At 39.1% G+C, this 898-nt stretch carries 1 protein-coding gene; it reads left to right on the top strand.

Annotated features, from left to right (window positions below):
• Positions 1-11 precede the first annotated feature (11 nt).
• The coding region (locus ABDH49_09165) for a mannose-1-phosphate guanylyltransferase (GenBank protein MEN3047109.1) at positions 12-898 on the top strand (887 nt) is incomplete at its 3' end.

The following is an 898-nucleotide window of genomic DNA, read 5'->3' as shown; positions in this document are numbered from 1 at the left end:
TGAAAACCCTTATACTATCAGGTGGCAGTGGAACAAGACTTTTTCCGCTATCAAGAGATAGGTACCCTAAGCAATTTTTAAAAATTTTTGATGGTAAGAGTTTACTACAGAAAACTGTGGAGAGAGCTCTGTCTGTATCTCATCTTCTGGAGCATGTGATTTTTCTTTCAAACAAAGACTATTTGTATTACATAAAAAACCAAGTAAGAGAACTCACTGGTGTTGAACCTAAGCATATAGTTTTAGAGCCTGTTAGAAAGAATACAGCACCTGCTATAGCCTTTGGTCTGGTATATATGATGGAAAAAGGGCTTGTGGAAGAGGAAGAACCTGTTATAGTGCTACCCTCAGACCACATAATATCACCTCTTGAAAAGTTTGTGCAGGTAGCGAAAAAAGCGCAAGAATCAGCCAGAGATGGATACATAGTCACTTTTGGTGTAAAACCTACAAGACCTGAGACGGGTTATGGTTATATAGAAGCAGAAATAGGGAATGGCTCAGAAGGTTGTTACGCGGTAAGAAGATTTCACGAAAAGCCATCTTTAAAAAAAGCGGAAGAGTATATATCCCAGCCAAACTTTTTCTGGAACAGCGGTATGTTTTGCTTTACGCCCAAGACCTTTTTTAAAGAACTGAGGCTTCATTGCGAGGAGATTTATAATCAGGTAGAAGGCAAAAAATTTGAGGAGGTAAAGGAAGACTTTGGAAAAATGCCAGATATTTCCATAGATTATGCGATTATGGAAAAAACAGAAAAGGCTGTGGTTATTCCTATGGAGCTCTACTGGTCTGATGTAGGCTCCTTTGATGCCATATACGAGGTGCTAAAAAAGGACGAAAACCGTAACGGAGTAAGTGGGGAATATGTGAGTATTGACTCAGAGAACAACCTGAT

The organism is Candidatus Hydrothermales bacterium (assembly GCA_039630235.1).
Taxonomy (GTDB): Bacteria; Hydrothermota; Hydrothermia; order Hydrothermales; family JAJRUZ01; genus JBCNVI01.
This window is presented reverse-complemented; position numbering and strand designations above follow the sequence as displayed.